Origin of the sequence: Streptomyces sp. NBC_01214, assembly GCF_026340975.1 — a bacterium.
Lineage (GTDB): Bacteria > Actinomycetota > Actinomycetes > Streptomycetales > Streptomycetaceae > Streptomyces.
In genome coordinates, this window is the sequence record NZ_JAPEOS010000001.1 from 2,092,675 (window position 1) to 2,116,669 (window position 23,995).

24 protein-coding genes are annotated in these 23,995 nt (G+C 74.0%); 9 read left to right on the forward strand and 15 right to left on the reverse strand.

All coding sequences use genetic code 11. The features are described 5' to 3' along the window. Nucleotides 1-63: 63 nt before the first annotated feature. Genes OG594_RS10085 through OG594_RS10095 form a run of 3 tightly spaced genes read right to left on the reverse strand, consistent with a single transcriptional unit; the run spans nt 64 to nt 2,750 of the window. The gene (locus OG594_RS10085) at nt 64-786 is read right to left on the reverse strand and encodes a TetR/AcrR family transcriptional regulator (protein WP_266597349.1); all 723 of its coding nucleotides are present in this window, start codon (nt 784-786) and stop codon (nt 64-66) included. Nucleotides 787-810: 24 nt separating this feature from the next. Continuing rightward, nucleotides 811-1,857, reverse strand: a complete 1,047-nt coding sequence (locus OG594_RS10090; protein ID WP_266597351.1) for a PDR/VanB family oxidoreductase — start codon at nt 1,855-1,857, stop codon at nt 811-813. After that, nucleotides 1,854-2,750, reverse strand: a complete 897-nt coding sequence (locus OG594_RS10095; RefSeq protein WP_266597353.1) for a metal-dependent hydrolase — start codon at nt 2,748-2,750, stop codon at nt 1,854-1,856. The genes OG594_RS10090 and OG594_RS10095 overlap by 4 nt, the downstream gene beginning before the upstream one ends. A gap of 240 nt (nt 2,751-2,990) precedes the next feature. On the opposite strand from OG594_RS10095, the gene OG594_RS10100 reads away from it, so the two are divergent. Then, a complete protein-coding gene (locus OG594_RS10100; protein ID WP_266597355.1) occupies nt 2,991-3,974 on the forward strand; it encodes an IS481 family transposase in 984 nt (327 codons plus the stop codon). Here the strand turns inward: OG594_RS10100 and OG594_RS10105 are convergent. The 4 genes from OG594_RS10105 to OG594_RS10120 form a co-directional block, all read right to left on the reverse strand. Next, entirely contained in the window at nt 3,971-5,428 is a 1,458-nt protein-coding gene (locus tag OG594_RS10105) for a hypothetical protein (protein WP_266597357.1), read from the reverse strand. The genes OG594_RS10100 and OG594_RS10105 overlap by 4 nt on opposite strands. A 154-nt stretch (nt 5,429-5,582) precedes the next feature. Further along, the gene (locus OG594_RS10110) at nt 5,583-7,523 is read right to left on the reverse strand and encodes a hypothetical protein (protein WP_266602761.1); all 1,941 of its coding nucleotides are present in this window, start codon (nt 7,521-7,523) and stop codon (nt 5,583-5,585) included. Nucleotides 7,524-7,651: 128 nt separating this feature from the next. Continuing rightward, nucleotides 7,652-8,446: a tyrosine-protein phosphatase gene (locus OG594_RS10115; protein ID WP_266597359.1), complete on the reverse strand. Its 795-nt coding sequence runs from the start codon at nt 8,444-8,446 to the stop codon at nt 7,652-7,654. A gap of 25 nt (nt 8,447-8,471) precedes the next feature. After that, nucleotides 8,472-9,059, reverse strand: a complete 588-nt coding sequence (locus OG594_RS10120; RefSeq protein WP_266597361.1) for a rhomboid-like protein — start codon at nt 9,057-9,059, stop codon at nt 8,472-8,474. Nucleotides 9,060-9,143: 84 nt separating this feature from the next. On the opposite strand from OG594_RS10120, the gene OG594_RS10125 reads away from it, so the two are divergent. Together OG594_RS10125 and OG594_RS10130 are read left to right on the forward strand one after the other, a co-directional pair. Next, a complete protein-coding gene (locus OG594_RS10125) occupies nt 9,144-9,866 on the forward strand; it encodes a hypothetical protein (RefSeq protein ID WP_266597363.1) in 723 nt (240 codons plus the stop codon). Between the two features lie 63 nt (nt 9,867-9,929). Beyond that, nucleotides 9,930-11,375, forward strand: a complete 1,446-nt coding sequence (locus OG594_RS10130; protein ID WP_266597365.1) for a PepSY domain-containing protein — start codon at nt 9,930-9,932, stop codon at nt 11,373-11,375. Nucleotides 11,376-11,463: 88 nt separating this feature from the next. Here OG594_RS10130 and OG594_RS10135 read toward each other — a convergent pair whose 3' ends face one another. The 3 genes from OG594_RS10135 to glnII form a co-directional block, all read right to left on the reverse strand. Beyond that, nucleotides 11,464-12,075 (reverse strand): winged helix-turn-helix domain-containing protein, encoded by a 612-nt coding sequence (locus tag OG594_RS10135; protein WP_266597367.1) that lies wholly within the window; start codon nt 12,073-12,075, stop codon nt 11,464-11,466. 348 nt (nt 12,076-12,423) lie between these two features. Further along, nucleotides 12,424-12,753 carry a hypothetical protein gene (locus tag OG594_RS10140; RefSeq protein ID WP_266597369.1) on the reverse strand — a complete coding sequence of 110 codons (330 nt, stop codon included), beginning with the start codon at nt 12,751-12,753 and terminating at the stop codon, nt 12,424-12,426. Between the two features lie 124 nt (nt 12,754-12,877). Beyond that, nucleotides 12,878-13,897, reverse strand: a complete 1,020-nt coding sequence (glnII, locus tag OG594_RS10145; protein WP_266597371.1) for a glutamine synthetase — start codon at nt 13,895-13,897, stop codon at nt 12,878-12,880. A 303-nt stretch (nt 13,898-14,200) separates the two neighbouring features. Between glnII and OG594_RS10150 the strand changes: the two genes are divergently transcribed. After that, nucleotides 14,201-15,094, forward strand: a complete 894-nt coding sequence (locus tag OG594_RS10150; RefSeq protein WP_266602763.1) for a Gfo/Idh/MocA family protein — start codon at nt 14,201-14,203, stop codon at nt 15,092-15,094. Nucleotides 15,095-15,102: 8 nt separating this feature from the next. Here OG594_RS10150 and OG594_RS10155 read toward each other — a convergent pair whose 3' ends face one another. The 3 genes from OG594_RS10155 to OG594_RS10165 form a co-directional block, all read right to left on the reverse strand. Next, on the reverse strand, nt 15,103-15,654 hold the full coding sequence (locus tag OG594_RS10155) for a hypothetical protein (protein WP_266597373.1): 552 nt from the start codon (nt 15,652-15,654) through the stop codon (nt 15,103-15,105). A 122-nt stretch (nt 15,655-15,776) separates the two neighbouring features. Further along, the gene (locus OG594_RS10160) at nt 15,777-17,171 is read right to left on the reverse strand and encodes a PLP-dependent aminotransferase family protein (protein ID WP_266597375.1); all 1,395 of its coding nucleotides are present in this window, start codon (nt 17,169-17,171) and stop codon (nt 15,777-15,779) included. Then, the gene (locus tag OG594_RS10165) at nt 17,168-17,689 is read right to left on the reverse strand and encodes a MarR family transcriptional regulator (RefSeq protein ID WP_266597377.1); all 522 of its coding nucleotides are present in this window, start codon (nt 17,687-17,689) and stop codon (nt 17,168-17,170) included. The genes OG594_RS10160 and OG594_RS10165 overlap by 4 nt, the downstream gene beginning before the upstream one ends. 76 nt (nt 17,690-17,765) lie before the next feature. On the opposite strand from OG594_RS10165, the gene OG594_RS10170 reads away from it, so the two are divergent. Further along, on the forward strand, nt 17,766-18,614 hold the full coding sequence (locus OG594_RS10170; RefSeq protein WP_266597379.1) for an alpha/beta fold hydrolase: 849 nt from the start codon (nt 17,766-17,768) through the stop codon (nt 18,612-18,614). 19 nt (nt 18,615-18,633) lie between these two features. On the opposite strand, the gene OG594_RS10175 is transcribed toward OG594_RS10170, so the two are convergent. Next, nucleotides 18,634-19,005 (reverse strand): ArsC/Spx/MgsR family protein, encoded by a 372-nt coding sequence (locus OG594_RS10175; protein ID WP_030012990.1) that lies wholly within the window; start codon nt 19,003-19,005, stop codon nt 18,634-18,636. A 107-nt stretch (nt 19,006-19,112) separates the two neighbouring features. Between OG594_RS10175 and OG594_RS10180 the strand changes: the two genes are divergently transcribed. Next, nucleotides 19,113-19,364: a hypothetical protein gene (locus OG594_RS10180; protein ID WP_150257157.1), complete on the forward strand. Its 252-nt coding sequence runs from the start codon at nt 19,113-19,115 to the stop codon at nt 19,362-19,364. Between the two features lie 173 nt (nt 19,365-19,537). On the opposite strand, the gene OG594_RS10185 is transcribed toward OG594_RS10180, so the two are convergent. After that, complete coding sequence (locus OG594_RS10185) at nt 19,538-20,629, reverse strand: PP2C family protein-serine/threonine phosphatase (RefSeq protein WP_266597382.1); 1,092 nt, start codon at nt 20,627-20,629, stop codon at nt 19,538-19,540. Between the two features lie 176 nt (nt 20,630-20,805). Between OG594_RS10185 and OG594_RS10190 the strand changes: the two genes are divergently transcribed. The 3 genes from OG594_RS10190 to OG594_RS10200 all read left to right on the forward strand — a co-directional run bounded on the left by OG594_RS10190 (nt 20,806) and on the right by OG594_RS10200 (nt 23,930). Continuing rightward, nucleotides 20,806-21,474 (forward strand): VIT family protein, encoded by a 669-nt coding sequence (locus OG594_RS10190; RefSeq protein ID WP_266602765.1) that lies wholly within the window; start codon nt 20,806-20,808, stop codon nt 21,472-21,474. A 140-nt stretch (nt 21,475-21,614) separates the two neighbouring features. Continuing rightward, on the forward strand, nt 21,615-22,502 hold the full coding sequence (locus tag OG594_RS10195; protein ID WP_266597384.1) for a TIGR01777 family oxidoreductase: 888 nt from the start codon (nt 21,615-21,617) through the stop codon (nt 22,500-22,502). 156 nt (nt 22,503-22,658) lie between these two features. Then, nucleotides 22,659-23,930 carry an NAD(P)/FAD-dependent oxidoreductase gene (locus OG594_RS10200; RefSeq protein WP_266597386.1) on the forward strand — a complete coding sequence of 424 codons (1,272 nt, stop codon included), beginning with the start codon at nt 22,659-22,661 and terminating at the stop codon, nt 23,928-23,930. Nucleotides 23,931-23,995 lie beyond the last annotated feature (65 nt).

Here is a 23,995-nt window from a genome sequence, read left to right on the forward strand (position 1 = left end):
GGGCGGCCGCCACACCCCGGATTCGGTGCGGATCCAGCGCGACTTCCGCACCCCGCCCGGCACTTAGGCCGGTACGGTCTCCGACGCACCGTCCGGCACCAGCGCGACGAGCCGCCCGACCAGCTCGCCGAAGGGCCCGTCGGCGGGCTCGCCGGCCAGGATCCCCCCGAGGATCCCCGCCATCTCCGCGTCGTACGCGGCGCTCACGGCGGCCAGCGCGGCGAAGTCGTGCACCAGCTGCAGTTCCAGTTCGCCCCGCGGGATCCGGCGCCCGTCCAACCAGATCAGCGCGGTGGACTCGGCGAGCGACACCCAGGACCGCACCACGAGCTCCAGGCGCGCGGGCGTGCGCTCCAGCCCGACGCCCAGGTGCGTGAGGATCTGCTCGTACGCCGCCTGCCGGACCTCGTCGATCATCGCGTTCGTCCGGCTGCTGCCGACGGCCGGACCGCCGCGCATCAGCGCCGAGAAACCCGGCCCGTGGTCGTCGACGAAATCGAAGAACCGCCCCATCACCCGCAGCAGGCGGGCCCCGAGCGGCCCCTCCCTGGGCTCCACGAACCGCAGCGCCAGCTCGTCGGCGGCCCGCCGCAGCGCGGCCTCGTACAGGCTCAGCTTGCCCGGAAAGTAGTGGTAGACGAGCGGCCGGGATATCCCGGCGGCCGCCGCGATCTCGTCGATCGACACATCGTCGGGCGAGCGGTGGCTGAACAGCTCCAGGGCAACCCCGATCAGCTGCTGCCGCCGCTCCTCGACACCCATCCTGCGTCGCACCCCGGTTGTCATGCGGAACACCCTACTGGGGCGCGTTCACAGGTCCAGGACCAGTCGGTCGCCCTGCGCGCGGGAGACGCACAGCAGCATCGAGTCCTCGCGCTCCTGGTCCGTGAGGAGCTCGTCGCGGTGGTCCACCCCGCCCGACAGCACCCGGTGTTGGCAGGTCCCGCAGAATCCCTGCTCGCAGGAGTACGGGGTGTCCGGCAGCTCCCGGCGCACCGCGGCCAGCGCGCTCTCGTCCGCGGCCACCTCGACGACCCGCCCCGAGCGGCGCAGTTCGACCGTGAAGGCCCGCCCCGGACCGGGCTCGCCCGCCGGGGCGAACCGCTCCAGGTGCACCGCCATCGGATCCGCCGCCGCCTCCGTGACGGCGGCCATCAGCGGCTCCGGACCGCAGCAGTAGACCAGCGTGCCCGGCCCCGCAGCGGCCACCGGGGCCAGGTCGGGCAGGCCCGTCTCGTCCTCGGGGAAGACCGACACCCGGTCGCCGTAGGGCGCGAGGTCGTCCAGGAAGGGCATCGAGTCGAGGGTGCGGCCCCCGTAGAGGAGCGTCCAGTCGGCGCCCGCCGCCGTGGCGGCCCGCAGCATCGGCAGGATCGGCGTGATGCCGATGCCGCCCGCGACGAAGACGTACGAGGCCGCCGGGACCAGCCCGAAGCGGTTGCGCGGCGGGCGCAGCTCCAGCTCGGCGCCCTCGACCAGCTGGTCGTGCGCTTCGCGGGAGCCGCCCCGGCCGTCCTCGACCAGCCGGATCGCGATCGTGTACCGGCCCTCGTCCGCCGGGTCGCCGCACAGCGAGTACTGGCGGACCAGGCCCGAGGGCAGCGTGACGTCCACGTGCGCGCCCGGGGTCCACGCCGGGAGGTCCGGTGACTCCAGGGTCAGCCGCAGCACGCCCTGGGCGGGCTCCGTACGGGAGACGATCAGCGCACGCAGCGCGCGGCGCGGGGAGTTGCCCGAGACCGGCGTCTCCAGGGCCGGCAGCGGCCAGAGCGGGGAGTCGCCGATGCGGCGCTTCAGGGCGCGCCGGGTCATCCAGGCCGCGCCCAGGGCCGCCGTGACCGCGAGGGTGCGCCTCATGCCCGTACCCCGCCGTTCGCACCGGGAGAGGTGGCGAGATAGGCCACCGCCTGGGCCGTCGAGCCCTCCTGCGAGGGGTGGTAGCTGCGGGAGAGGTACTTCGGGACGGACTTCAGCATCGCTCCCGTCGACGGGAGCACCCCCTGCTGCCCGGCCACGAAGAACTTCCCGAAGGAGGCCTTGCCGTCCACCAGGTGGGGGTCGTTCTCCATGAAGAAGCGCACCCCGCGCTGCCACAGGAACACCAGGGCCGAGAAGGCGGTCGCCCAGGTCCGGGCCCGGCGGCGATAGGTGCCGTCGACGTGCATGAAGAGGTCGAAGGCCACCGAGCGGTGCTCGACCTCCTCCGCCCCGTGCCAGCGCAGCAGGTCCAGCATGGTGGGGTCGGCGCCCCGCCGGTCGAGCGCGTCGGCGTTCAGCACCCAGTCGCCCAGGAACGCCGTGTAGTGCTCGATCGCCGCGATCATCGCGACCCGTTCCATCAGCCACCAGTGGCGGGCCCGGCCCGGCGGCAGGGTCCGGTCGCCGAGGAGCTTCTCGAACAGCCAGTCCACCTGCGCGGTGTAGGGGGTCGGGTCCAGCCCGAGCCGCTTGAGGTGGGGGAGCACGTCGTCGTGCGCGGTGGCGTGCATGGCCTCCTGACCGATGAAGCCGACGACGTCCGCCCGCAGTTGCTCGTCCTCGATGTACGGGAGCACCTGCTTGTAGACGTGTACGAACCAGCGCTCCCCGGCGGGGAGCAGCAGGTGCAGCACGTTGATCATGTGCCCGGAGAAGGGGTCGCCGGGCAGCCAGTGGAGCGGGGTGTCCTCCCAGCCGAAGGACACGTTCCGGGGCCTCAGGTCCACGTGTTCCGACGCCACGGGGGCGGGCGCGAGCGGCGTATTAGACATAGCGTCAATGTACTGATGGGTAGCTGGGAGGAGAAGCCCCCCGGCGGACTTCTACGACATGCCACTGCCCGGGCGCGTCCGCGCCCGGGCAGTGGCATGTCCGATGGGTGGGGGTGCCTACGGCCGCGCGGGCTAGCTGTATTGATCACGAGCGTTGTTAACGGTGTCGGGTCTTGATCATGGCGAAGACCTCCGGTGTGGTGGAGGTGTCTAGGCTCCACACCACACACGGAGGTCTTCGTGTCCCACCGTAATGCCCGGCTGACCGTGCACGGCAGGCGGATCCTGGTCGAACGTGTTCTGGCCGGGCGTCCGGTCGCGCACGTGGCCGCGGAGATGGGGATATCGCGTCCCACGGCCCACAAGTGGGTCCGCCGCTGGCGTGCCGAGGGCGAAGCGGGCCTTGCGGACCGCTCCAGCAGGCCCCGCACGACGCCGCACCGCACCCCGGCCACGGTCGAGGACCATGTGTGCCGGCTGCGGACCGACCGCAAGCTCGGCCCGGCCCGCATCGGCCCGATCCTGGGCCTGCCCGCCTCCACAGTGCACCGGATCCTCGTCCGGCACCGCCTGAACCGCCTGGCCTGGCTCGACCGGCCCACCGGCGAGCCGGTCCGCCGCTACGAGCGGACCCGGCCCGGTGAACTGGTCCACGTGGACATCAAGAAGCTCGGCAACATCCCCGACGGCGGCGGATGGCGCGTCGTGGGCCGGTCAGCCGGCGACCGCAACCGCCAGGCCACCACCGGCCAGCGCAAGAGCAACACACCGGTGATCGGCTACTCCTACGTCCATTCCGCGGTCGACGACCACTCCCGCCTGGCCTACAGCGAGGTCCTGACCGACGAACGCAAGGAGACCGCCATCGGCTTCTGGGAGCGGGCGAACGCATTCTTCGCCGACCACGCGATCACCGTCGAACGCGTCCTGACCGACAACGGCTCCTGCTACAAGTCGAAGCTGTTCACCCAGACCCTGACCAAGGCCGGGATCACCCACAAACGAACCCGGCCCTACCGGCCGCAGACCAACGGCAAGGTCGAACGCTTCAACCGCACCCTGCTGGACGAGTGGGCCTATCTCCGGCCCTACACCAGCAACACCGAGCGGACAGCAGCCCTGGCAGACTTCCTCCACACCTACAACCACCACCGCTGCCACACCGCACTCGGCGGACACCCACCCATCAGCCGAGTCAACAACGCTGCGGGTCAATACAGCTAGCGCCCGACGTGGCCCGTCGTGAGCGCCCACTCGCGGTTCAGGGTGCCCAGCGGGATCCGGCGCTCGAAGACGGGCGTGCCGAACAGCGACAGCTGGAGCTGGAGGTTGCCGCTCAGGTCGAAGCCGCCGTACAGCGCCCAGGCGCCGTCGAGGGAGGTCTTGCCGTCGCTGGACGCGGTCGCCTTGATGTCCCCCTCGCCGCGCAGGTACGGGGCGAAGTCCGCGCTGACGCCGACGGCGCCGTAGAGGCCGACCGAGGCCTCGGCGCCGAGCGCGCCCTTGACCTTTCCGGCGGCGGTGACGCTCGCCTTGACCGGCGTGCTCTTCACGTTCGAGGCGCTCACCGGGGTCCAGCCCTTGCCCGCGGCGTAGCTGCCGCCGACCTTGAAGTCGCCCTTGACGTCCTGCTGGACGTCGAGGGTCACGCGGCCGTCGGCCTCCACCTGGATGTAGCAGGTCAGGTCGAGGTTGACGACGACCGGCACCGGGCCGACCTGGATGACGGGCGAGCTGTGCAGCTTGGCGAACGGGATCCGCTTGGGCGCTCCGGTGCTCGCGGCGGCGCGGCCCTGGAGCTTCCACTGCGAGGACCAGTCACCGCTCATGCCGAGGAAGGCGCCGCGCGGGCCGGGGCCGCCGCCGGTGCTGCCGTCGTACGCGAACTCGACCTGCGGGGCGAGCTGGACGAACCCGGACACCGAGGCGCCGGCCGAGGCGGGGGCGTCCGGGGCGGTGTCGACGGAGGCGTTGACGTCGAGCCGCAGGTTGCCGAGCGGCAGCTTCGCGCCCTCGGGGCCGAAGGTCAGGCCCGGGCCCTTGGCCCAGGAGAAGGTGACGCCCTTCGTCAGGGGCTCGACGGTGACCGCCGCCGGGTCGACGGGGACCTTGCCGTCGGCCTTGTCGTCGCCGAGGACGGCGGCCAGCGTGGTGGAGGCGGTCTTGACCTCGGTGCCCTTGTCGGTCTTGCCGACGACCTCGGTGACCTTGGCGAGCAGTCCGGCCGGGGCGCCGGGGGCGGGTGCGCTGGCGATGACATCGCCCACCGCGACCGGCTTGTCGGCGTCGGGGGACTTGCCGGCCTCGGGGGACTTGCCGGTTTCAGGGGCCTTGCCCGTCCCGGACGACTTGCCGGGCGAGGGCGAACGGTTCGGCTCCGGAGCGGACTTGGCGATGACGGCCCGGCCGCTGCCCTTGTCGTAGGAGGCGACCTTCAGCGTGGACTGCTCGGTCTTGCCCTTCCCGTCGGCCCGGGCCACGGCCGCCGGTGTGGGCGTTCCCTCCGGGGCCGCGGCCACGTCGAGCTGCTGCGACGTGCCGTCGGAGGACGTGGGGGTGACGGCGGCGGGGGCGGCCGGTTCGGCGGCACCGGTGTGAGGGGTCGAGCCGCAGCCGGTGGCGGTCAGGGCGAGGGCGGTCAAGCCGGGTATGAGGAGGCGTCGGGCGAGCGTGCGCACGTGGGGTGACCTTCAGGTGGGGGAGGGGTGTTGAGGGTTACCGCTTGGTAACCGGAACCCGATCATGCCATGTGTTGACGGCGACCGTCATGTCCGGATCCCGCCAACTACCCCACCGTTCATGACGGTTGAAGCTTCACCCACCCGCGAAGTCCTACCGCAACACCCCCGCCTGCGTCCCGTCCGTCAACTTGCCCGACAGGTCGACCTGCGCGCCCGCGGGCGCCTTCACCGCCAGCCGGTTACCGGCCGCCGCCCCGCTCACCCCGCCGCCCGACACCGACAGCGAGGTGAACTGCGCGCTGCCCGCCGCCAGCACGTACCACTGCCCGGCCCGCGACTTCCACAGCACGCCCGCCAGCACCCGCGGCTCCCGCGGCCCGCAGGCCGCCGTACCCTCCGAGCGGGCCGCCTGCGCCGCCATCGGGGCGCCCGGGGCCAGGAACTGCGCCTGCACCCGATCGGCCGCCCCCTGCCAGGTCTCGGCCCGGGTGCAGAGCCAGGCCGCCGTCCCGTCGCCCTCCGGCAGCGGCTGCTTCGCGTACGTCCACGCGTTGACCGTACGGACCCCGTGCGAACGGACCGCCGGCAGCAGACAGGCGATCCTCGACCAGTCCGCGAGCTCCGCGGCCTCCGTCACGTCGCGCTCGGCACCCGGCGCACCCGACGTCAGCCGGGCCGGGGTCAGTTCACCGAGGTCGGTGATCAGCCGGGTGGCGCTGTCGCCCGTCAGGGCCAGCGCGTTCCAGCTCGTGCAGTTGCCCGCCGGGGCCGGGCCCGCCACCGGCGGGGTCACCCCGTCCGGGGTCGGCTTCAGCGCCACTACGGGGGCGGCGGGCCTCAGCAGGTCCCGCAGGGCCGTGCCGGTGACCCAGGGCGCGGTGAGATAGCGGACGTTGCCGTCGACCCGGCTGAGCACCAGCGCGGTGGCGGTCTCCGCAGAGGCGCCGTCGGTCCGGGCGAAGTCGAGGGCGGCGCCCGCGGTCCCGGTCCGCGGTTCGGCGTACCGGACCACGCGCAGGCCGTCGTACATCAGGACCACGACGGCCTGGTCCACGGCGCCCGCGAACAGCAGCTGCGCCGGCCCCATCGGCGGCCCGGCGGGCGTGCCCGCCGTGGCCGAGGTGACCACCGAAGCACCGGGCCGGGCCCAGACGGCCAGCGCCCGGCGCAGCAGCTCCGTGTCCCCGATCCGGTCGCCGCGGGCGGGCCAGGTGGAGAAGTCCGTACGGGACGACGTGCGCCAGAGGGTGGGTGCGGCCCGGACCAGCTTCGCGGGATCCAGGGCCTGCTCGGCCGCGGCGTTGCGCGCGTACGGCGGGGCGGCGGCCCCGTCCGAGCCCCAGCCCCCGCCGGGCAGCGCGAGCAGCGCCCCGCACACGGCGAGGGCAGCCCCGGCGGCCAGCGCGGCCCGCCCGAGACGGCGCCGACGCAGCAGGTCGGTGGGCCGGGCCTGGAGCACGCACGGGTCGAACTCGGGGGAGGCGAACAGGGCGTCGTTCGCCGGATCCCCGGACTCCCGGGCCGCGGCGGCCGGATCCGGCACCCCGGCCTCGTCGAGCACCCGGAGCACCTCGGGCTCCGACAACCGTTCCAGGGCCCGCAGTACGCAGGCGGCCCGCCCCGGCCCGTCGAGGGTGGCCAACCACTGGTCGAGGGCGAGCTCTTCGGCCCCGCCCGAGCGGGGGAACAACCGCAGCCCCCACACCTGGGGGAGCACCGGCGGGAGCTGCGCGCGCCGCGGCAGCGCCCGGAACGTCAGCGGGATCCCCGCCTCCAGGGCGGCGCGCAGCACGCGCAGCCGGACGTACGCGTACCCGGAGTCCTCCGCCCCGACCCGCTGCCCCGGGACCCCGCCCCGCACGGCGGCCGCGGCCGCCGCCGAGTCCCGCCGCCCGCGCGGCAGCGCCCGCTGGACCAGCGAGTGGGCGGTGAGCACCCGCCGGTTGCGGCCGAGGGCGGGCGGCAGCACCAGGTAGGCGAGCCGCACCAGCCGGGGGTAGTGCTCGACGATGGCGGCCTCGGCCTGCTCGACGTCCGGCGGCACGGGAGAAACGGGGCGGGTGGCGGTATCCGGCGCAGTCACGTTCAGCAGAACGAGCGAATCGTCGGATGGTCACCGGTCCCGGCCCCCGGTCCCGGCCCCCGGCCCAGGGCTCGGCCCCGGTCCCCGGCCCGGGGCTCGGGGCCCGGGGCTCGGGCTTCAGGGCTCAGGGCTCGGGGTCAGACCACCAGGCGGGCGCGCAGCGCCTCGACCGTCTCGTCGGCGACACCGAGCCCCTCGCGCACGTACTTCTCCATGGAGCCGTACCGCGTCTCGACCTCGTCCAGCGCCGCCCGCAGATAGGAGGGGAAGACGCCGATCAGCGCGAGCGCGATGTCCGGGTCGCCACCGGCCGCCGTGAAGCCCTCGATCATCGGGGCGAAGGCCTGCTTGACCGCCGGATTGACGGACAGGTATTCGGCCATCAGGGTCTCGTCGTCCGCGCCCAGCAGCGCCAGGATGACCGTCGCGCCCCAGCCGGTCCGGTCCTTGCCGGCCGTGCAGTGGAACAGCAGCGGGCCCGAGTCGGCGTCGGCGGCCTCGATGAGCAGCATCCGGTACGCGGCCTGCGCGGATCCGGAGTTCACGAAGGACCGGTAGGTGTCGGCGAACAGCGCCTGCGCCCGCCCGCCGCCCAGGTGCTCCTCGGCCACGGCCGGGTCGGACAGCAGGTCCTTGAGCTGCACCGCGGCGGGCAGCCTGGCGGAGTGCAGCTTGTCGGCGAGGACGTCACCGACCAGGAGCCGGGCCCCGGCGGGTATCCGGTCCGGGTGGTCGGCGCGCTCGGCGTCGGTGCGGAAGTCGATGACGGTACGCAGGCCCAGCCCGGCCACCACCGGGTCGGCGCCGAGGTCGAGCCGGTCGAGCTGGCCGGAGCGCAGGACCAGGCCCGGGCGGACGGTGCGGCCGCCGGGGAGCGGGGTGCCGCCGAGGTCGCGGAGGTTGGCGACGGTGGTGGACGGGGTGGCGGTCATCGTGGCAGCTCCTGCGAGGTGTGGTTCATGTAATTTTCTGATGTTTCGCCCCGGAAAGGTAATCGAGGGTCAGCGAGATTCCGATGCCCACCCCGAGCGCGGCCAGGTGTCCGGCGTCCGTGAAGGTCCGCCCGCGCCGGACCACGGGCGCCGCCGCGAGCGCCAGCAGCCCCATCCGCGCGGCCGTGCGGACGGCGCCGCGCGGCAGGGCCGAGGTCAACGAGCCGAGCACGGCGTTGAACCCGTAGCTCGTCCCCACGTCCACCGCGCGCCGCGTCCCCTGATCGGTGTTCCCGCGCAGGGCGCCGTAGACGAGGAGGGTCGCCGCGGCGTGCCCGAACAGGAACACCGAGGCCGCCCACCACGCTCCGTACGCGTATTCGGCGTACCCGAGGACCGCGACGAGCAGCAGCGCGTAGGGCAGGGGCATGGGCTCCTCGACGAGGAAAGCGCTGCTCAGCAGCGTCTCCCAGCGCCCGGCGGCAAGGTTCTCGACATTCGTGGAGCAGCCCCGGAGCAGCCGCTCCCGTTCGGGCGCCCCCGTGCGCTCCAGGGCGTAGGCCCCGAGCTGCACCCCTCCGGCGTACACCGCTCCCCACGGAACTGGAATCATCTACTCATGATCCGATAAGCCTCTGGCGGGCACCAAGGCGCCCCGTGCGAACATATCCCGGCCATGTTCGAATCATTCGCGCCGATGCGCGCCACGCGAGCCGCAATATTCGCGGCAATGTGCGTCGCCCTGGGCGCGATGGGGCATTCGTCCATGTCCGGAACGGACATTCCGTTCTTCGGCCTTCTGGGTGCTTTCGGGGTGACCTGCGGGTTGGCATGGCTCGCCGCCGGGCGGCGGCGGGGCCCCGTGGGCATCACCGCCGCGGTGCTCTCCGTGCAGGGCGTGCTGCACCTGGTCTTCTCGGGGAGCACGGCCGCGCAGCAGTTCGCCGCTCCCGCAACGATGCACGGCCACCACTCCGCGTCGGCCGCGGACGCGGGCGCGATGGCCCCCGACGCCCCCGGCATGGCGGACATGGCCCACATGGCCGGTGCCGCAGGCATGGCGGACGCCACCGGCATGGCCGGCATGGCCGGTCACGGCGGCGCCGCGATGATCGCCGCCCACGTGCTCGCCGGACTGCTCTGCGCCGCCTGGCTCGCGCGCGGCGAGGCCGCCGTCTTCCGGCTGGCCCGCGTCCTGGCCACGGCTGCGCTGCACGCGGCCCGGCCGCTCGCCCGCGCGCTCGCCCTGGTCCGGGCACGGGTGGCCGCCGTACCGGCCCCGCCCGTCTTCCCCGCCCGGTACGAACGGCCGCGCCGCCTGCGCGGAGCCGTGCACGCCCACGCCGTGGTGCGCCGCGGGCCGCCCGGACGCGTTCCGCTCCCGCGTCCCACGGCCCCCGGCCGGCCCGTCCACGCCTGACCCGGCGCAGCGGCGAGGCCCGGGGCTCGACTCCCCATGTCTTCGCCAACACTGAGGATCCCCATGTCTCTTGACGAGGCCCAAGACGTCCGCACCCCGGACGCCGAACCGGCCGGGACGGCCAAGAACCGCGGCGGCTGGGCCGCCGTACGGCCGCTGCTCCTGCGCATGCACTTCTACGCGGGGCTGCTCATCGCCCCGGTGATCTTCCTCGCCGCCGCCACCGGGCTGCTCTACGCCGTCTCCTGGCAGGCCGAGAAGATCATCTACTCCGACGAACTGACCGTCGCCCGCGTCGGCGAGAGCGTCCTGCCGCTCAGCGCCCAGGTCGACGCGGCCAAGGGTGCCGCCCCCGAGGGCGAGGTCGTGTCCGTGTGGCCCGCCCCCGACACCGAGGCCACCACCCGGGTGATCATGGAGAGCCCGGGCCTCCCCGAGGGCGAGACCCTCACCGTCTTCGTCGACCCGTATACGGCCGAGGTGCGCGGTCAGCTCGCCACCGCCGGCGACGCACTGCCGCTGCGGGCCTGGCTGAGCACCTTCCACTCCAACCTCCAGCTCGGCGAGTTCGGCCGCAACTACAGCGAGCTCGCCGCGAGCTGGATGTGGGTGGTCGCGCTCGGCGGACTCGCCCTGTGGATCGGCCGCCGCCGCAAGCGCAGGTCGCAGCTGGTCCTCCCGGACCGGGGGGCCACCGGCCGCCGCCGCACCCTGTCCTGGCACGGAGTCGTCGGCCTGTGGGCCGTCGCCGGCCTCGTCGTCCTCTCCGCAACCGGTCTGACCTGGTCGAAGTACGCCGGCGAGAACATCGGGGAGCTCCAGGACAGCCTCGGCGGAGCCACCCCCGCCGTCTCCGCGCAGCTCAACGCCGGGGCGGACGCCGGATCCGACGAGCACGCCGGGCACACCATGCCCGACGGCACGCAGATGGCCCCGCCGCCCGCGCCCACCACCGACGTCGGCATCGACAAGGCCGTGGACGCCGCCCGCGCCGCGGGCGTCACCGAGGCGCTCCGCGTGACCCTGCCCGCCAAGGGCAAGGGTTACGTCATCAAGGAGCAGGACAAGCTGGTGCCGGTGCACCTGGACTCGGTCGCCGTCGACCCCGCGGACGCCCGCGTCATGGACGAACTGCGCTTCGCGGACTACCCGCTGCTCGCCAAGATGACCCGCTTCGGCATCGACCTGCACATGGGCACGACCTTCGGGCTCGTCAACCAGATCGCGCTGGCCGCGCTCGCCGTCGCCGTCATGTTCCTCGTCTTCTGGGGCTACCGCATGTGGTGGCTGCGCCGGCCGACGAAGGACCGCAAGCTGTCCGTCGGCCGGGCGCAGCCGCGCGGCGCCTGGCGCAAGCTGCCGGTGACCGTGCTGCTGCCGCTGGCCGCGGTGACCGCCGTGACCGGCTGGTTCGTCCCGCTGCTCGGGATCAGCCTGGTCGCCTTCCTCGCGGTCGACGTCCTGCTGGGCTTCGTCGCGGGCCGCAAGGCCAAGGTCAAGGCCGCGTAGCCGCACGGCCTCCCGGCCGTCACGAACGAGGTGGGCCCGTACTCCCCAGGGGGAGTACGGGCCCACTGTCGTCAGGTCAACCGGCACTTCAGGGGGCGTACTTGTAGCCGACCCGGCGCACCGTCTGGATCGCCGCGCGGTGGGAGGCGCCCAGCTTGCGGCGCAGACGGGCGATGTGGACGTCCACGGTCCGGCCGTCGCCGACGTGCCCGTAGCCCCAGACCGTGGTGACCAGCTGGTCCCGGCTGTGCACCCGGTGCGGGTGCTGCACCAGGTGGGCCAGCAGCTCGAACTCCAGGTACGTCAGGTCGAGCACCCGGCCGTCGACTTCGGCGGTGCGCTGCGCCGAGTCGATCCGGACCCGGCCGTCGCCCGGTCCGGCCGGAGCGGGCGCGGCGGGCGCCGGGGCGGCGGCAGTCGAGGGGACGGCGGTGGCCACGGCCTGCGGGGCGAAGGCGATCGGAGGCTGCTGGTCGGCCGGTACGAGCACCAGGTAGCCGATCATCGGCGGCTGGCCCGGCAGCGTCGGCAGGGTGTGCTGGGGTGCGGGCAGCCAGGTGGCCCCCGGCGGCAGGAGGTCCACGACTCGGGCCACTTCGTCTCGGTCAACGGACCGGAGTCGGTGGCGCGGACTGGGCGGATAGGACAGGGGAGAGGTCGCAGCGGTGGCGGCGGAGGAGAGGGAGCGGGTGTTCGCCATGAGTGGTCAGCTCTTTCACGCGGAGTGGTCGGCAGGAGACGTGCGTACGTCGTCGATGTCGATACCGCGCAGACCGAAGGCCTCGGGGAAGGTCAGGTGGGTGGTCCCGGAGGCTTTAGAGGGCCGGCGCGTTCTTCGCGCGGCAACACTCCCGGTCGTAATCGTGATCCTGACGGGACGGCCAGAAAGGCTCGAGGTCGCTGCGACCTGACGAGGTGTGCGAATGGCTGGCCATGGCCCCATTCAAGCAGATGTCATGTCCCCGGGGCAGGCCCCGTCTCACCCCGTGGATGGAAATCTCATATGCCGAGCCCGCGCCCCTGTCAATCCCGGACAAAAGCCAACTCCTCACGGGAGCCGCAGCCGCTGCCACCCCGGCCCGACGTCCCAGGCCTCCTCCTGGCGGGCCCAGCGCGCCATGACCTCCACCACCTCGGCCGCCGTGGGCAGGTACGCCTGGAAGTGCCGCTCCGCGGACCCGTCCCGGTGCTCCAACTGGTAGTCGCCGCCCGCGTCGTGCCAGACCTGTACGTAGACGTCCGGGTCCTCCACGATCCGCTCGACGACGAGGAAGCGGTCCCCGTCCGGGCCGATGCGCCCCACGAGTTCGGACAACAAGCCGAGCGGGGGGCGTTCGTAGGACTCGCCGCGCTCCGTCTGGATTTTGATCGCCAACATGGCCACACCGTCGCACGCGCCACTGACAGCGCCCGCCGGCCCCGTGGGGGCGCGGCGGGCGCTGTCCGTGGTCATCGGCCGGGCGCGGGCCCGGTGGTTCTGGTGGTGCTGGTGGTGCTGGTCGTCAGACCAGGCCGTCCTTCTCCAGACCCGCGCAGCAGGTGTCCGTGATGAGGCGGGTCACCACGTACGGGTCCACGTTCGCGTTCGGACGGCGGTCCTCGATGTAGCCCTTGCCGTCCTTCTCCACCTGCCACGGGATGCGGACCGAGGCGCCGCGGTCCGAGACGCCGTAGCTGAACTCGTTCCAGGGGGCGGTCTCGTGCAGACCCGTCAGACGCTCGTCGATGCCGGCGCCGTAGTTCTTCACGTGGTCGAGCGGCTTGCTGCCCTCGCCCAGCGCCTCGCACGCGGAGATGATCGCGCGGTAGTCCTCGCGCATCGCCTTCGTGGAGAAGTTGGTGTGCGCGCCCGCGCCGTTCCAGTCGCCCTTGACCGGCTTCGGGTTCAGCGTCGCGGAGACGTTGAAGTCCTCGGCGGTGCGGTAGAGCAGCCAGCGCGCGATCCACAGCTGGTCCGAGACCTCCAGCGGACCGACCGGACCAACCTGGAACTCCCACTGGCCGGGCATGACCTCGGCGTTGATGCCGGAGATGCTCAGGCCCGCCGCGAGGCAGTGGTCCAGGTGCTTCTCGACGATCTCGCGGCCGAAGATCTCGTCCGAGCCGACACCGCAGTAGTAGCCGCCCTGCGCGGCCGGGAAGCCGCCCACCGGGAAGCCGAGCGGACGGATGCCGTCGAAGAAGGTGTACTCCTGCTCGATGCCGAAGATCGGCTCCTGGGCCGCGAACTTCTCGGCGACCGGACGCAGCAGCGCGCGGGTGTTCGACTCGTGCGGGGTCATGTCGATGTTCAGGACCTCGCACAGGACGAGGACGTTGTCGCCGCCGCGGATCGGGTCCGGGCAGGAGAAGACCGGGTTGAGCACGCGGTCGGACGCGTGGCCCTCGGCCTGGTTCGTGCTCGATCCGTCGAAGCCCCAGATCGGCAGCGCGTCGCCGTCCCCGATGATCTTCGTCTTGGAGCGAAGCTTCGCCGTCGGCTCGGTGCCGTCGATCCAGATGTACTCAGCCTTGTAGCTCACGGGCCCCATCCTCAGACTCTGCGGGTGCTGCTGGTCGCTGCTTCATCGCTGCGGTGATGACCGCAGCGTGCCCGCCCGCGATTTCTCTTCCGTTGCCCGTGTGTGAACCCCGTGTTACCGAGGTTTGCACCGCAGGTCGGGTGGGTTGTGCGGGTTGGTGACGGCCCGCCCGTCCGGGTGGGGCAGACTGACCGCGTGAGCATTTCGTCTGACTGGAACTCCGCCGAGGGCCCCGTCGAGAGCGCCGCCGAACGCGTTGCCGAAGGTGCCGCCGATACCGCCGGCACCGCCGATCAGGCCCCCGTGGACCGCCGCCCCCGGGTCGGGCTGCTGGGCACCGGCCCCTGGGCGCACCGCACCCACGCCCCCGCCCTCGCCGCGCACGCCGACTCCGACTTCGCCGGCGTGTGGGGCCGCCGGCCCGAGGCCGCGGCCGAGCTGGCGCACGAGTACGGCGTGAAGGTGTACGAAGACCCCGACGAGCTGTTCGCCGAGTGTGACGCCGTCGCCTTCGCCCTGCCGCCCGACGTGCAGGCCGCCATGGCCGTCCGCGCCGCCGCCGCGGGATGCCACCTGCTCCTCGACAAGCCCGTCGCCACCACCGTGGAGGACGCCCGCGCCGTCGCCGAAGCGGCCGCGCGCCACCAGGTCGCCTCCGTCGTCTTCCTCACCCTGCGCTTCGCCGAGCCCACCGCGGGTTGGGTCGAGGAACAGGCCGCGCGCACCGGCTGGTTCACGGCCGCCGCCCACTGGCTCGGCGCCGTCTTCCCCTCCGACGGAACGCCGAGCGCCTACGCCGACTCGCCCTGGCGCAAGGCCAAGGGCGGGCTGTGGGACGTCGGCCCGCACGCCCTGTCCGTCCTGATCCCGGTCCTCGGCGAGGTCACCGAGATCAGCGCCACCCGAGGCCCCTCCGACGTGGTCCAACTGGCACTCCGGCACACCTCCGGCGCGGCCAGCACCGCCGTGCTCAGCCTGGGCGCGCCGCGCGCGGCCGCCGGGGTCGGGCTCGAACTGCGCGGCACCGAGGGCGTGCACGAACTGCCCGGCTGGAGCGACGTACCGGGCGCCTACGGGCGCGCCCTGGACGCGCTGCTCACCGCGGCCCGGACGGGGGTGCCGGATCCGCGCGGGGCGGAGTTCGGGGCCCGACTGACGGAGATCCTGGCCGAGGCGGAGGCGCAGCTCCCCACCTGACCGCCGCGCTACTTGATCACCGCGTTCGCCACGATGATGGCCAGGCCGATCGTGGCGTCCGCCATGCCGATCGCCAGGGCGGAGCCGAGCCGGTAGCCCACGCGGAGCGCGACGAGCGCACCCCAGGTGAACAGCAGGGCGGTGTTCACTCCCAGCCCGACGGCGCTCACCGCGTAGGCGTCCCAGTCGAACAGCCCGGCGGCGACCAGCAGCAGGACGGTGGGCAGGGCGGCCACGATCAGCGGCCACTCGTTCCACAACGCAAGGACCAGCATCCGCCACCGGTGCCCGGCGGATTCCCCCCGGTGGGAGGCCATGTGGTGCGAGTAGCCGTGCGCGAGCCCGGCGGTCGCGGCCGTCACGAGCACCCAGCTGGCGTCGTAGTACGGGGTGAACTCCTCCCCCTTTTGGTGCAGCGCGGCCAGCAGTGCACTGGCCAGCACGGTCCCGTACACCCCACCGAACATCCAGTCGGCCCCCCGCCGCCCGGGTCGTGAGGCCGCCCCGGAGGGGAGGGTCGGCTGGTCCGCCCGGCCGTGTGGCTGCTGCTCCTCATTCACAACGGGTCCCTTTGATCTGATACGTACCACTTTGCTGCCCTGGCCACCCTAGGGGGCGGGAGATGGGGGCGAGGTGAAGAGGCACCGGAGCCGGGAGGTGCGGCGGTGGCTTCCGGTCCTCCTCATTCCGGCCCGCCCGCCACCCCCGCCAGGGATGCGAGGGCCCGGGCGAACGCCGAGTCCGGGGGCGCCGCGTAGCCGACCACCAGGCCCTCGCGGGGTGGGGTCGGGTCGGCCGGGTGCTGGTAGGACGACAGGCCGTCCAGGGCCAGGCCCGCGGCGCGGGCCGCCGCGAGGGCCGGGGATTCCCGGCCCGCGGGGAGTTCCAGGACGGCGTGCAGGCCGGCCGAGATGCCCGTCACCCGGACCTCCGGGGCGCGTGCCGCCAGTACGGCGACCAGCTGGTCGCGGCGGCCCCGGTAGCGCAGCCGCATCCGGCGCACGTGGCGGTCGTACGCCCCGCACTCGATGAAGTCGGCCAGTGCCAGTTGGTCCAGCGCGCTCGCCCAGGACTCCCGCAGCCCCTTCGCGGCCAGCACCTGGTCGCGCAGCTGGTCGGGGAGGACCAGCCAGCCCAGGCGCAGCGCGGGGGAGAGGCTCTTGCTCAACGAGCCCGCGTACACCACGTGCTCGGGGGCCAGTCCCTGGAGCGCGCCGACCGGTTTGCGGTCATATCGGAATTCCCCGTCGTAGTCGTCCTCGACGATCACGCCGTCGGCGCCGCGGGCCCATTCCACGGCGGCGGCCCGCCGTGCGGGCAGCAGGCGGCCGCCCGTAGGGAACTGGTGCGCCGGTGTGAGCAGCAACGTACGGGCCCGGGAGGGAAGTTCCGTCGTCCGGGCGCCGTCCTCGTCGACCGTGACGGGGTGCGGGCGGACCCCGGCGGCCTGGAGGATGCCGTGATGGAAGGGCAGCCCGTACGCCTCGACGGCCCAGTCGCGGGGCCGGACGGACGACAGGAGCCGCAGTCCGTTGGCGAAGCCGGAGCAGATCACGATGTTCTCGGGGCCGCAGCGCACGCCCCGCGCCCGGGACAGGTAGCCGGCGAGGGCCCGCCGCAGTTCGGGGCGACCCTGCGGATCTCCGGGCCCGAAGGCTTCGGTGGGCGCCTCGGCCAGGGCCCGGCGGGCGCTGGCGGCCCAGGCACCGCGCGGGAAGGAGGCGGGGTCGGGCTTGCCCTGGAGCAGGTCGTGGCGGGGTCGGTCGGGTACGGGCCCGGCCTCGGCGGCCGGTGCGTCGGCGGTCGCGACCCCCTCGGCGACCAGGGTGCCGGAGCCCTGCCGGGCCGTGAACCAGCCCTCCGCGACCAGCTCGGCGTACGCGTCGGCGACGGCGTTGCGGGCCAGCCCGAGGTCGGCGGCCAGGGTCCGGTACGGCGGCAGCCGGGTCCCGCCGGCCAGTCGGCCGCTGCGCACCGCGCTGCGCAGGGCCTGGGCGAGGGCGGTCCGCCGGGCGCCCTCGGCGGGAAGTTCCAGGTGCAGGTCGGCGCCGCCGGGTCCCTGGTCGGGGGCGGTCACGGGCGCGGCTCCGGGGCGAAGGCGGCATGGGTGGCCGTCAGGAAGCGGCGCACGGTCTCCCGTTCGGCGGGGTCGAAGGAGTCGAGCACCTGGAGCACCCCGTCGATCAGGGGCCCGAAGAACTCCCGGCCCAGACGGATCGCCGCCGGCTCCACGTGCAGCAGGATCCGGCGCCGGTCGTGGTCGTCGCGGATGCGTGCCACGTGGCCGAGCCGTTCGAGGCGGTCGATCACGGCGGTGGTGCCGGCGGAGTTGAGGCCGAGCCGGGCGCCGAGCAGGCCCGCGGTGGCCGGTTCGGCCGCGCGGGCCGCGTCGAGCAGGCAGATCAGGGCGCGTACGTCGGTGGGGTGCATGCCGTTGCGGGCGGCGAAGTCGGCCTGGCGCAGGCCGAACTCGACGGTCACCGCGCGGAGGAGGTGCACCAGTCGAAGGTTGTCGGGTTCCTCGATTTCGGATCCCTCGATTTCGGATGCCTCGATTTCGGGTTCCCGATGGTCCGGGTCCCTGCGGTCGTCCATGTCGCCCCCTGGCGGAATCTCTCGTTGAGCGAGATTATTGCCCAGCGAGGCATTGGATGAGGCAGGGGAGCGGCGCATGCACCGGACGTCTTCCTTCCGCGCCGCCTACGACGCGGTGCTCGGCCGGTGGCCCGGCCCCGTTGAGGCCGTCGACCTGGCCACCCCGTACGGGGTCACCCGCGTCAACCGCTGCGGTCCGGCCGACGCGCCGCCGCTGGTGCTGCTGCCCGGCGGCGGGGCCACCTCCACCGTGTGGGGCGCCTGCGTCGCGGCCGGGGCGGCCCGCGCCCACCGGGTGCACGCCGTTGACCTGGTGGGGGACCCGGGGCTCAGCGTTCCGGCGCCCGACCGGGCGATCCGGTCCCCCGGGGACCTGGTCGGCTGGCTCGACGCGGTCCTCGACGGGCTGGGCCCGCAGCCCGGGCCGGTGACCCTCGCCGGGCACTCGTACGGGGCCTGGATCGCCGCCCACTACGCCGCCCGCCGCCCGGACCGGCTGGGCCGCCTGGTGCTGCTCGACCCGACCCAGGTCTTCGCGGGGCTGCGCCCGGGCTACGTACTGCGCGCGCTGCCCATGCTGGTGCGGCCCACCCCGGAGCGGGTCCGCTCCTTCCTCGCCTGGGAGTCCCGCGGGGCCGCGCTCGATCCGGCCTGGCTGCGGCTCCAGGAGGAGGGTGCGGGCTTACCCACCGTGCGGCCGGTCACCGGGCCGCGCCCGGACCTGGCCGGGCTCGCACAGTCCTCGGGCGCGGGCCCCCGGGTCGACGTCCTCTTCGCCGGGCTGGCCCGCTGCCACGACTCCGGCCGCGCGGCCCGGGCGGCGCGCGGGGCGCTGCCGGGCGCGCGCGTCGACGTGCTGCCCGGGGTCCCGCACCACGCGCTGCCGCTGACGGCGGCCGCGGAGATCGTCCGGCGCGTCTTCTAGCCCTTGCGGGACGGGGCCCCTAGCCCTTGCGGGACAGCGCCTCGCGGACGGCCTCCTCGGAGCGGCCGACCACGGCCGTGCCGTCCTCGGCGGTGATGATCGGGCGCTGGATGAGCTTCGGGTGAGCGGCCAGGTGGGCGATCCAGAGCCCGCGCGCCGCGTCGGTCTCCTCGCGCGGCAGGTCCCGCACGCCGGTCTCCTTGGCCAGCGGGTCCGAGGTGCGCGTGATGTCCCACGGCTCCAGCCCGAGACGGCCGAGCACCTCGCGGATCTCGTCCTCGGAGGGCACGTCCTCCAGGTAGCGGCGCACCGTGTAATCGGCACCCTCCGCGTCCAGCAGGGTCAGGGCGCTGCGGCACTTGGAACAGGCGGGATTGATCCAGATCTCCATGACGTCAACCCTACCCAGGGTCGGTCTGGCCAGGGGCTTTTGTCAGTGGTCCCCGGTAAAATCGAGGAAGAACGACAGGAAGCCAACTACCGTTTGGGAGGCTGTAGATGGCCACTGCCACCACCGTCCAGCACGTCAAGAAGAAGCCGCTGCCGGCGGGGCTGCCCCGCGAGTGGTACGAGAGCCACAACCGCCGTCTGAAGGCGATGCGGTTGGCGATATCCCTGCTCGACTCGGGGACGTACGACGCCCGCCGGGCCACCAACCGGAAGATCCGGACGATGGCCGTTCGGACGGGGATCCACCGGCCGTCGAACGTCACCTGCAAGATGGTGCGCGCGTTCATCACGGAGTCGTAGGCGCCGGACGTTGGGTGTGACGCGTCGGGTGTCACGCGTCACGCGTCACCTGTCGGGCTCCAGCCGTCGGCCGTGGTCGCTGCGGCTCGTCACGCACCGCAGGAGTCACGCACCGCATGACAGGGGGTCCCGGCCGGCCGAGCGCGGCCGGTCGGGACCGTCCGGCACACGGCCTACGCCGCCGGGTCCCGTCCGTCCAGGGACAGCAGCAGCAGGGCCACGTCGTCGTTCGGGCCGCCCTCCGTGAAGGCCGCGAGGTCCCGCCACACCGCCCCGACCAGCCCCGCCGGGTCCCGGGCCAGTACGGGTACCCGGGCGGCCAGCGGGTAGAAGTGCCCCGTCGCGTCGCGGGCCTCCGTCACGCCGTCGGTGTGCAGCAGCAGCTGGTCCCCGGGGAGCACCGCCAGCTCCGTCGCGACCGGCGGGGTCGGACCGGTGAGCCCCAGGCCCAGGGGCGGCCCCGGCTCGACGATCACCTCTTCCACCGCCGATCCGCGGACCCGCAGGGCCGACGGGTGCCCGCACGACACGATCCGTACGACATCCAGCCCGGGCGGGAACTCCAGCAGCACGGCCGTGGCGAACAGCTCCGGATGCTCGACCGCCGCGGCCGCCGCGTCCGCCACCAGCCGTCGGTCCAGCCGGGCCGCGACCGCCCCGAGTCCGACGTCGTCGATCACGGCCTCGCGGAAGGCCCCGAGCAGCGCCGCCACCGTGCCGACCGCCGCCAGCCCGTGCCCCTGGACGTCCCCGACCAGCGCCCGCACCCCGTACGGCCCGGCCCGTACGTCGTACAGGTCGCCGCCGACCAGCGTGCCGTGCTGCGCCGCCCGGTAGAGGCCCGAGCAGCGCACCGGACCCACCCGCTCCGGTACCGGTGGGAGGACCGCGAGCTGGGCCGCCTCCGCCACCGTCCGTACGCTGACCAGCTGCTCGTCCCGGCGTTGACGGACCCAGGCGATCACCACGCTCAGCACGCCGACGACGGCCACCGTGGCCAGGTCCGTGCCCCGGGCGTTGGCGACGCCGAGCGAGTGGACCCCCAGCAACAGGAGGACGATGCCGGCGAAGGCCGCGGTACCGGCCGCCCCGTACGCGAACGCGGCCACCGGGGGCAGACCGGCCAGGAAGAACCCGAGCTCCGCGCCCGGGGTGACCGCCTGGGCCAGTACCAGTACGACCAGGGCCGCCGCGGGCGCGATCCGGGCCCAGCGCGGCGGCGGCTCGCCGCGCAGCCGGCCCGTCTCCTGACGTCCGCGTCTCACCCCTCCACCCTGGTACGGGGGCCGGGCCCGCGCACCCCGGACCGCCCCGCCGGGTGGCTTCGTACGCCCCGGGCCGCGACAGTGGGGGCGTGACGGCAAGCGAAGGCGCGGGGAAACGGCCCGGCGAGGCCCACGTCGAGGCGCACGGCAAGGGCGACGGCTCGCAGAGCGCGGAGATCAGCACGCGGCTCAACTGGCTGCGCGCGGGTGTGCTCGGCGCCAACGACGGGATCATCTCCACCGCGGGTCTGGTGGTCGGTATGGCGGGGGCCACCACCTCGCGCTCGGCGATCCTGGCGGCGGGCGTCGCCGGGCTGCTGGCGGGCTCGCTGTCGATGGCGGCGGGGGAGTACGTCTCCGTCAGTTCCCAGCGGGACTCCGAACGGGCGGCGCTCGACCTGGAGCGCCGGGAACTGGCCGAAGAGCCGGAGGCGGAGCTCGACGAACTCACCGACCTGCTCGCCGAGCGGGGGCTCAGCCGGGACGTGGCGCGGGAGGCCGCCGAGCAGCTGACGGAGCGGGACGCGCTGCGGGCCCATGCCCGGGTGGAGCTCGGGATCAACCCCGACGAGCTCGCCAATCCGTGGCACGCGGCCTTCGCCAGTCTCCTCGCCTTCACGGTGGGGGCGCTGCTGCCGCTGCTGGCGATCATCCTGCCGGGGCCGTCGCAGCGGGTGCCGGTGACGGTGGTGGCGGTGCTGGCCGCGCTGACGCTGTGCGGGGTGATCAGCGCGCGGCTGGGCGGGGCGCCGGTGCCGAGGGCGGTCGCCCGCAACGTCCTGGGCGGCGCCCTCGCGATGGCGGTCACCTACTCGGTGGGCACCTGGCTCGGCACGACCGCCTGACCCGGGGCTCCGCCCCGGACCCCGCGCCTCAAACGCCGGCGGGGCTTGATTTCAGCCCCGCCGGCGATTGAGGCGCGGGCGCGGAGCGCCGTGTGGTGACATTCGCGGAAGCCAGCGCAGCGACCCGGCAGGATGGGGGCATGCGCATTGCTGTCACCGGGGCGACCGGGCTCATCGGAAGTGCACTCGTGCGGTCCCTGCGGGCGGACGGGCACGAGGTGGTGCGGTTCGTGCGGCGGGAGCCCGTCGGCGCGGACGAGGCGCGGTGGGATCCGGTGCGCGGGTACGTGGACCCCGCCGGGCTGGTCGGCTGCGGGGCCGTCGTGCACCTGGCCGGGGCCGGGGTCGGGGACCACCGGTGGACGGCCGCGTACAAGCGGGAGATCCGTGACAGCCGGGTGCTCGGCACCGCCGCGCTCGCGCACGCCCTCGCCGCCCTCGACGAGCCGCCCGCCGTCCTGGTCAGCGGTTCGGCCGTCGGCTACTACGGGGACACCGGTGACCGGGCCGTCGACGAGGCGGCCCCGGCCGGGCAGGGGTTCCTGCCCTCGGTCTGCGTGGAGTGGGAGGCCGCCGCCGCCCCCGCCCAGGAGGCCGGGATCCGGACCGCGTTCGCCCGTACCGGGCTGGTCGTGGCCCGTGAGGGCGGGGCCTGGGGGCGGATGTTCCCGATCTTCCGCGCCGGTATCGGCGGCCGGCTCGGCAACGGCCGCCAGTACTGGTCGTACATCTCCCTCCGGGACGAGATCGCGGCGCTGCGGCACGTCATCGACACCCCGGGCCTGTCCGGCCCGGTCAACCTGACCGCCCCGGAGCCGCTGACCAACCGCCAGGTCACCGAGGCCATGGCCCGCGTGCTGCGCCGGCCCGCGCTGCTGCCGGTGCCGGCCGTGGCCCTGCGCGTGGTGCTGGGGGAGTTCTCCGAGGACGTGCTGGGCAGTCAGCGGGCCCGGCCCGCGCGGCTGCTGGAGTCCGGCTTCGTCTTCCACGACCCCGGCATCGAGCAGGCGATCCGCGCCGCGCTCTGAGATCCGCGTGCGACCACCGTGCGACCGTTCGTGACCCATATGCGACCGCTGTGCGACCGGAGTTGACCGCAATGTCACGCCGAACTGGGGTTCCCCTTTAACTGGTTGGGGGAAGGAGGATCCCCACACAGCCGCGCCGACCTCGAGGAGGGGCACGTGCTCAGCAGCGCACACCATGCCGCACACCATGCGGACGTCGTCATCGTAGGAGCCGGAGTCTCAGGACTCGCGGCAGCGCAGCACCTGATCGCCGCCGGAGTCACGGTCACCGTCCTGGAAGCCGCGGACGACCCCGGCGGGCGGATGGCCACCGAGTCCGTCGACGGGTTCCGGCTGGACCGGATCGGGCAACTGCTCAACACCTCGTACGCGGAGCTCGAACGCACCCCCGGCCTGCGGGCCCTGAACCTGCGCCCCTTCACCCCGGGCGTCCTCGTCCACACCGACGGCAAACAGCTGCGGGTCGGGGTCCTCACCCCGGCCCGGGCCCTGGCCAGCGGCTCCCTCGACCAGGCCCGGATCAGCGCCGCCCTCGGCCGGCTCGCCACCCTGCCCGAGGAGAAGCTGCTCGCCCGTCCCGAGCGCACCGCCCACGCCGCCCTGCGCTCCCGCGGGCTGCCGACGCGCACCCTGAACGGAGCGCTCCGCCCCCTGCTCGCCACCCTGCTGCGCGACCCGGAGCTCACCACCTCCAGCCGGGTCGCCGACCTCGCCCTGCGCACCTTCGCCCGCGGCCGCCTCGCCGTGCCCGAGGGCGGCGCTGCGGCCCTGCCCGACCTGCTCGCCGCCGCCCTGCCGCCCGGCACCGTACGGACCGGGGTACGGGTCCGGTCGGTGGCGACCAACCTGGTCACGACCGAGGAGCACGGCGACTTCCGCTGCCGTTCCGTCCTGCTGGCCACCGGGGCCCGCGCCGCCGCCGAGCTCCTGCCCGGCCTGCGCGTGCCGGCCTTCCACGAGGTCACCGTCCTGCACCACGCCACCACCGCACCCCTGCCCCGGGACGGCTCGCTGCTCCTGGACGGGGACCCCAAGTGGCCCGTCTCCCACACGGCCGTGATGAGCGCGGTCGACCCGTCCCGGGCCCCGGCGGGCCGGAGCCTGGTCACCACCACCGTGCTCGGCCCGCCGCCGCCCGTGCGCACGGTCGCCGCACGGCTGGCCCGGCTCTACGACACCCCCACCCGCGAGTGGGAACTGCTGGCCGTCCACCACACCCCGGAGGCGGTCCCCGCGATGCCCCCGCCGCACGACATGCGGCGTCCCGTACGGGTACTGGCCGGGCTGTACGTGTGCGGCGACCACCGCGACACCAACACCGTCCAGGGGGCCCTGCACTCGGCCCGCCGCGCCACCGGCGCCGTCCTGCGCGACTTCGGCATCCGGCTCCCGGTCGCCCCGGGGCCCGCACTCCCGGTGGCGGCCTGAGAACCACAGCCGAAACAGGGGCCCGGTCCCGTGACAGGACCGGGCCCCTGCCGCGTGTCCCGGGG

Excerpts from the sequence above, each read along its gene's own strand:
- OG594_RS10085 (WP_266597349.1), bottom strand. The coding sequence starts at position 786 with ATGACAACCGGGGTGCGACGCAGGATGGGTGTCGAGGAGCGGCGGCAG.
- OG594_RS10090 (WP_266597351.1), bottom strand. The coding sequence starts at position 1,857 with ATGAGGCGCACCCTCGCGGTCACGGCGGCCCTGGGCGCGGCCTGGATG.
- OG594_RS10095 (WP_266597353.1), bottom strand. The coding sequence starts at position 2,750 with ATGTCTAATACGCCGCTCGCGCCCGCCCCCGTGGCGTCGGAACACGTG.
- OG594_RS10115 (WP_266597359.1), bottom strand. The coding sequence starts at position 8,446 with ATGACCGCCACCCCGTCCACCACCGTCGCCAACCTCCGCGACCTCGGC.
- OG594_RS10120 (WP_266597361.1), bottom strand. The coding sequence starts at position 9,059 with ATGATTCCAGTTCCGTGGGGAGCGGTGTACGCCGGAGGGGTGCAGCTC.
- OG594_RS10125 (WP_266597363.1), top strand. The coding sequence starts at position 9,144 with ATGCGCGCCACGCGAGCCGCAATATTCGCGGCAATGTGCGTCGCCCTG.
- OG594_RS10130 (WP_266597365.1), top strand. The coding sequence starts at position 9,930 with ATGTCTCTTGACGAGGCCCAAGACGTCCGCACCCCGGACGCCGAACCG.
- OG594_RS10135 (WP_266597367.1), bottom strand. The coding sequence starts at position 12,075 with ATGGCGAACACCCGCTCCCTCTCCTCCGCCGCCACCGCTGCGACCTCT.
- OG594_RS10140 (WP_266597369.1), bottom strand. The coding sequence starts at position 12,753 with ATGTTGGCGATCAAAATCCAGACGGAGCGCGGCGAGTCCTACGAACGC.
- OG594_RS10165 (WP_266597377.1), bottom strand. The coding sequence starts at position 17,689 with ATGGACGACCGCAGGGACCCGGACCATCGGGAACCCGAAATCGAGGCA.
- OG594_RS10170 (WP_266597379.1), top strand. The coding sequence starts at position 17,766 with ATGCACCGGACGTCTTCCTTCCGCGCCGCCTACGACGCGGTGCTCGGC.
- OG594_RS10175 (WP_030012990.1), bottom strand. The coding sequence starts at position 19,005 with ATGGAGATCTGGATCAATCCCGCCTGTTCCAAGTGCCGCAGCGCCCTG.
- OG594_RS10180 (WP_150257157.1), top strand. The coding sequence starts at position 19,113 with ATGGCCACTGCCACCACCGTCCAGCACGTCAAGAAGAAGCCGCTGCCG.
- OG594_RS10195 (WP_266597384.1), top strand. The coding sequence starts at position 21,615 with ATGCGCATTGCTGTCACCGGGGCGACCGGGCTCATCGGAAGTGCACTC.